General features: G+C 52.7%; 6 protein-coding genes. 4 read left to right on the forward strand and 2 right to left on the reverse strand.

The annotated features are described in order from the left end of the window. Positions 1 to 146: 146 nt before the first annotated feature. The 4 genes from ACNKID_RS10350 to ruvC are packed head-to-tail and all read left to right on the forward strand — an operon-like array spanning position 147 to position 3,188. Positions 147 to 1,337, forward strand: coding sequence for an AAA family ATPase (locus tag ACNKID_RS10350; protein WP_417913355.1), 1,191 nt, complete (start codon positions 147 to 149; stop codon positions 1,335 to 1,337). Further along, complete coding sequence (locus ACNKID_RS10355) at positions 1,334 to 1,903, forward strand: DUF4276 family protein (RefSeq protein WP_417913356.1); 570 nt, start codon at positions 1,334 to 1,336, stop codon at positions 1,901 to 1,903. The genes ACNKID_RS10350 and ACNKID_RS10355 overlap by 4 nt, the downstream gene beginning before the upstream one ends. 53 nt (positions 1,904 to 1,956) lie before the next feature. Continuing rightward, positions 1,957 to 2,706 (forward strand): YebC/PmpR family DNA-binding transcriptional regulator, encoded by a 750-nt coding sequence (locus ACNKID_RS10360; RefSeq protein ID WP_417913357.1) that lies wholly within the window; start codon positions 1,957 to 1,959, stop codon positions 2,704 to 2,706. 8 nt (positions 2,707 to 2,714) lie between these two features. After that, a complete protein-coding gene (ruvC, locus tag ACNKID_RS10365; protein ID WP_417913360.1) occupies positions 2,715 to 3,188 on the forward strand; it encodes a crossover junction endodeoxyribonuclease RuvC in 474 nt (157 codons plus the stop codon). Here ruvC and ACNKID_RS10370 read toward each other — a convergent pair. Both ACNKID_RS10370 and ACNKID_RS10375 read right to left on the reverse strand, forming a co-directional pair. Further along, positions 3,161 to 3,892, reverse strand: coding sequence for a pyrimidine dimer DNA glycosylase/endonuclease V (locus tag ACNKID_RS10370; protein WP_417913358.1), 732 nt, complete (start codon positions 3,890 to 3,892; stop codon positions 3,161 to 3,163). The two genes, ruvC and ACNKID_RS10370, sit on opposite strands and share 28 nt — an antisense overlap. Before the next feature lie 2 nt (positions 3,893 to 3,894). Next, positions 3,895 to 4,683, reverse strand: a complete 789-nt coding sequence (locus ACNKID_RS10375) for an ABC transporter ATP-binding protein (RefSeq protein ID WP_417913359.1) — start codon at positions 4,681 to 4,683, stop codon at positions 3,895 to 3,897. Positions 4,684 to 4,944: the final 261 nt, after the last annotated feature.

Raw genomic sequence — 4,944 nt, forward strand, 5'->3', positions numbered from 1 at the left:
GCCGCCTGATTGAATTTGAATTATAAAGTGATCAAACTGCGAATATCCCGCGTGAACAGCAGAGAGGTTTCTTGTGCTGGGGACAGGGTTTTGGCGGATGAAAAGAGAGGCGGAAGACTGCTGAACAGCATTCGAGAGAGGCGGCAATGAAGATTGAAACCATACGGCTGAAGAATTTCAAAGCCTTTGAGGATGTCGAGCTGCTTGACATCCCCTCCTTCTGCATTGTTGTGGGCGCAAATGGCGCGGGAAAGTCAACTTTGTTTGATGTTTTTGGCTTTCTGAAAGACTGCCTGACATATAATGTGTCTCGCGCTTTGCAAAGCCGAGGCGGATTTAAAGAAGTGGTCAGTCGGGGAAAAACTGATCAGTCAATTTATATTGAATTGCAGTTTCGTCATCCCATCAACAACACAGAACGTTTAGTTACATATCTCTTGGAAATCGCCCAGAAGCAGGGCAAGGCGATTGTGGAGCGGGAAATATTGCGGTATAAGAGGGGCGCGGCTGGCAAGCCTTATCATTTTCTTGATTTCCAGCGCGGCAAAGGAATAGCGATCAAAAATGAAGAAGATTTTAACAAGACAGATGAAGAGTTGACCCCAGAGCCGCAAGAACTGGACAGTGCTGACATCTTGGCCGTCAAAGGATTAGGCCAGTTTCAGCGTTTCAAGGCTGCCAACGCCTTCCGCGAGATGCTGGAGAATTGGCACGTGTCTAATTTTCATATCAACGATGCTCGCGGCAGCAAAGATGCAGCCGGATATGCAGAGCATCTTTCTGTGTCCGGTGACAATCTGCAATTAGTTGCCAATCATCTGCATGAAAATCATCCAAAAGAATTTCAGCGGATCATTGAAAAAATGAAAAGTCGCGTGCCTGGAGTCAGCGCAATCAGTTCTGTGTCCACTGATGATGGCCGTCTGCTGCTGAAATTTCAAGATGGCTCTTTCAAAGACCCGTTTATTGACAAATACGTTTCAGATGGCACTTTGAAGATGTTTGCTTACTTGGTGCTGCTGCATGATCCTCGTCCGCATCCACTGCTCTGCATTGAAGAGCCGGAGAATCAGCTTTATCCGACTTTGCTTTTAGAACTGGCCGAGGAATTTCGCTCTTACGCCCAGCGCGGCGGCCAAGTTTTTGTTTCCACGCATTCGCCTGATTTCCTCAATGCCGCTGAACTTGATGAAGTGTTCTGGTTGGTCAAAGAAAACGGCTACAGCAAGGTCAGGCGGGCCAAGGACGATTCGCAAATCGCAGCATATATGAATGACGGCGACAAAATGGGTTATTTATGGAAGCAGGGTTTTTTTGAAGGTGCTGATCCTCAATGACCACGCTGGTTTTCTTTTTGGAAGAACCATCGGCCAAAGAAATGCTGCAAGGCATTTTGCCGAAGCTGCTGCCCGAACAAGTCTCTTCCCGTTTCATAGTTTTTGAGGGCAAGCAGGATTTAGAAAAGCAGCTCGTCCGCAAGATGCGACTTTGGAACAAACCTGACTCGCGTTTTATTGTGATGCGCGATCAGGACGCAGGTGACTGTCGGAAGATCAAAGACAATTTGCTAAAAAAATGTCACGAGGCAGGAAAAACGGACGTGGTTATGCGTATCGCCTGTCATGAACTGGAGAGTTTCTATCTTGGCGACCTGCAAGCGGTGGAACAAGGTCTTGAGCTGACAAATCTGGCCAAGCTCCAGAAGAACAAAAAATACCGGGAGCCGGACAGCATTCCTAAAGCTGCGCAGGAACTGCTGCGGCTGACAAAAAAATATGACAAAGTGTCCGGCTCGCGGGCGATTGGCAAACATTTGCATCTGGACGGCAACTGTTCGCGCAGCTTCAATGTTTTAGTGAAAGCCATCAGAGATATTGTTGCGGAATCCATCAAAAACAACTGAAAACATGATGCCGGCACTGCCGGTTTTAGCGCAATAACGACGGAGAACAAGTAATGTCAGGACATTCTAAATGGAGCACCATTAAAAGGAAGAAAGGTGCTCTGGATGCGAAGCGGGGAAAGATATTCACCAAGCTGATCAAAGAGATCATGGTTGCAGCCCGAATGGGCGGCGGCGACATTGACGGCAATCCACGCCTGCGCAGCGCGGTGAATGCGGCAAAAGCAGAGAACATGCCGAAGGAAAACATCGAGCGGGCGATCAAAAAAGGTTCCGGCGAGCTGGACGGCGCGGTGTATGATGAAATCCTCTATGAAGGCTACGGGCCTGGAGGTGTTGCCGTCTTAGTTGAAACCATGACCGACAACAAAAACAGAACTGTTGCCGACATTCGTCATTATTTCGCCAAGAACAACGGCAATCTCGGCGAAAACGGCTGCGTGGGCTGGATGTTTGACAAGCGCGGCGTGATCAGCGTGGACGGGACAGGCGTGGATGAAGAGCAGATCATGGAGCTGGCCTTGGAAGCTGGGGCTGAAGACGTGGTGAACGAGGACGGCGGCTTTCAGATTTATACAACGCCGGAGGACTTCAACGCGGTGGTCGAGCAGCTTGAAAAAAGCAAGGTCAAGATGAGCGAGGCGGGCATTCTGATGGTACCGAAGAACACCATTGAGGTGACTGAGGAGAAGACCGCATCCAATTTGCTCAAGCTTTTGGAAAGCCTTGAGGATCATGACGACGTGCAGAAGGTGCACGCCAACTTTGACATCCCTGAAGCGTTGATGGAGAAGCTGTCATAGCCCTGCCGCTGAGGATTATCGGCATTGATCCTGGCTCGCGGATCACAGGCTACGGGATTATTGACAAGCTGGGGCCGAGCTTTGGCTTTGTCGCTTGCGGCACCATCCGCGCCGAGCGCGAGAAGGACTTTTCCCGGCGGCTTTTAGTCATTTTTGACGGACTGTCGCAAGTTATTGAGCAGCACAGGCCAGAGGCCGCAGCAGTGGAAGATGTTTTCACCTCCCATAATCCCCGCTCCGCTCTTAAGCTCGGCCAAGCGCGGGGCGCGGCGGTGGTTGCCCTGCTGCGTCAAGGTCTGACGGTGCATGGTTATCCGCCCCGCTTGGTCAAACAGGCTGTGACCGGCTACGGTCATGCGGAAAAAGAACAAGTGCAGCGCATGATTCAGGTGCTGCTCGAACTCAGCGGCCCGCCGAGCAGCGATGCCGCTGACGCGCTGGCCGTTGCCGTCTGTCATGCGCAGCGGCTGGCCGTCGGCTGATCAGGAAGGATTTCCTCTGTCCACATCATCAGGTCGCTCAGCGCGGTGGAGACAGTCAGATACGGCTCGTTGTGCTGCATGGCCCGAAGCTGCGTTTCTTTCAGCAATCTCAGCCACGACCAAGTTTCCGGTTTTTCCTCTGGCGCAGGCGGCAGTTCCGCGACATGGCCCCACATGTGCTGAAGGGCGTTTTTCAACCCGCCAGCCGTCGGCGGCTGCCGCAGCAGTTCAGCCAGCAGCTGGGCGAGCTGGACGAAATCCGCCTTGCCGCTGGCGACCTGCTGTCCTGTTTTCTTGTACAGCTGCACCTCGCGGGCCAGCGTTGAATATTTGTGCTGGCTCCAAAGCTGCTGAGCATTGCGGGGCAGAGGTATCCGGCCCTGCCCGCGTTCTGCATATTTTTCTTTGAGCCGCACAAACTGCGCCGCAGGCTCGTCAATATACACCGCAGGCCATGCTGTACCGCCGCTGCTGAACGGAATCGGCGACCGCTCCCGGAATCCCCGCAACGCCATTTCGCAGGTAAGCTGCTGATGTCGCCGTGCCAGAGCCTGCAAGCAGCCCGTCCAGCGCAGAGTTTCCGGGTGGCGGGAATAACCCTTTTTGCCGTGCGTCAAAATAGAAACAATGCCGTGCAGCTCCCGGTGCTCTCCCAGCAAGCTCTGTCGGTTGAGATAGCCCGGACTGATGTCCCAGATTCTCATTGTCAGCTCTCAGGCTGCTCACCCAGATACGCTCTGATCACCTCAGGATTTTGCCGCACCTCCTCCGGTTTCCCTTCAGCAATTTTTCGGCCATAATCCATGACAAAGATGTGGTCGGACAGACTCATCACCAGCTTCATGTCATGCTCGATCAGGAGGATGGCGATGCCTTCATCGCGGATGGCGCAGATGAGACTGTCCAGCTCGGCGGTTTCCTGCGGATTCATGCCCGCCGCTGGTTCATCCAGCAGCAAGAGCAGCGGCTCTGTGGCCAAAGCGCGGGCGATTTCCAGCTTCCGCTGCGCCCCGTAAGGCAGATGTTTCGCCAGCTCGTCCGCTGAAGCGGCGAGGCCGATTATCTCCAACAGGGCAAAGGAACGGGCGATTATCTCCTTTTCCTCCTGCCGTGTCCGTTTATCCCGCAATATCGCGCCGAGCAGCCCGGCTTTTGTTCGGCAGTGCCGCCCGATCATCACATTTTCCAGCACGGTCATTTCCGGGAAGAGACGGATGTTCTGGAAGGTGCGAGCTGCACCGGCCTGCGTCACCTTGTGCGGAGCGAGGCCGTTCAGCCGCACCGCTTTGCCGCCGGGCGGATTGAGCTGAATTTGGCCGAAAGTAGGCTTGCAGATGCCAGTGACGCAGTTGAAAAAGGTGGTCTTGCCTGCGCCGTTCGGGCCGATCAAGGCAGCGATCTCGCCTTGCCGGACACAGAGATCAAGACCGTCCAAGGCGCGGATGCCGCCGAATTGCATCGTCAGGCTGCTGACTTCGAGGATGAGGGCTGCCATGAACTGTCCCGCTACTCGCTGCTTCCAGACAAAACAATCAGCAGATGGCTGTGATCAAACTACAGCCTCTTCTATTGCGATGTTTTTCAAAGAATCCATAGAGTAAAGAATAAGCTTTAAATTTTACATCACGTTATTGCTTTAAGAGCACAAGCAACCAGTTGAATAAAAACAACAGATTTGGAATAAAACTGCCTATCTCCTGTTTAAAACTAAGGTCACGATTCTTTAAATCAAGCAATCGATTTAAAAAATCTACTG

This window comes from Candidatus Electronema sp. TJ (assembly GCF_048287355.1).
Classification (GTDB): Bacteria; Desulfobacterota; Desulfobulbia; order Desulfobulbales; family Desulfobulbaceae; genus Electronema.

Bases quoted from the DNA above. Each gene is read 5' to 3' on its own strand.
- ACNKID_RS10375 (WP_417913359.1), bottom strand. From the start codon at position 4,683: ATGGCAGCCCTCATCCTCGAAGTCAGCAGCCTGACGATGCAATTCGGC.
- ACNKID_RS10370 (WP_417913358.1), bottom strand. From the start codon at position 3,892: ATGAGAATCTGGGACATCAGTCCGGGCTATCTCAACCGACAGAGCTTG.
- ACNKID_RS10355 (WP_417913356.1), top strand. From the start codon at position 1,334: ATGACCACGCTGGTTTTCTTTTTGGAAGAACCATCGGCCAAAGAAATG.
- ACNKID_RS10350 (WP_417913355.1), top strand. From the start codon at position 147: ATGAAGATTGAAACCATACGGCTGAAGAATTTCAAAGCCTTTGAGGAT.
- ACNKID_RS10360 (WP_417913357.1), top strand. From the start codon at position 1,957: ATGTCAGGACATTCTAAATGGAGCACCATTAAAAGGAAGAAAGGTGCT.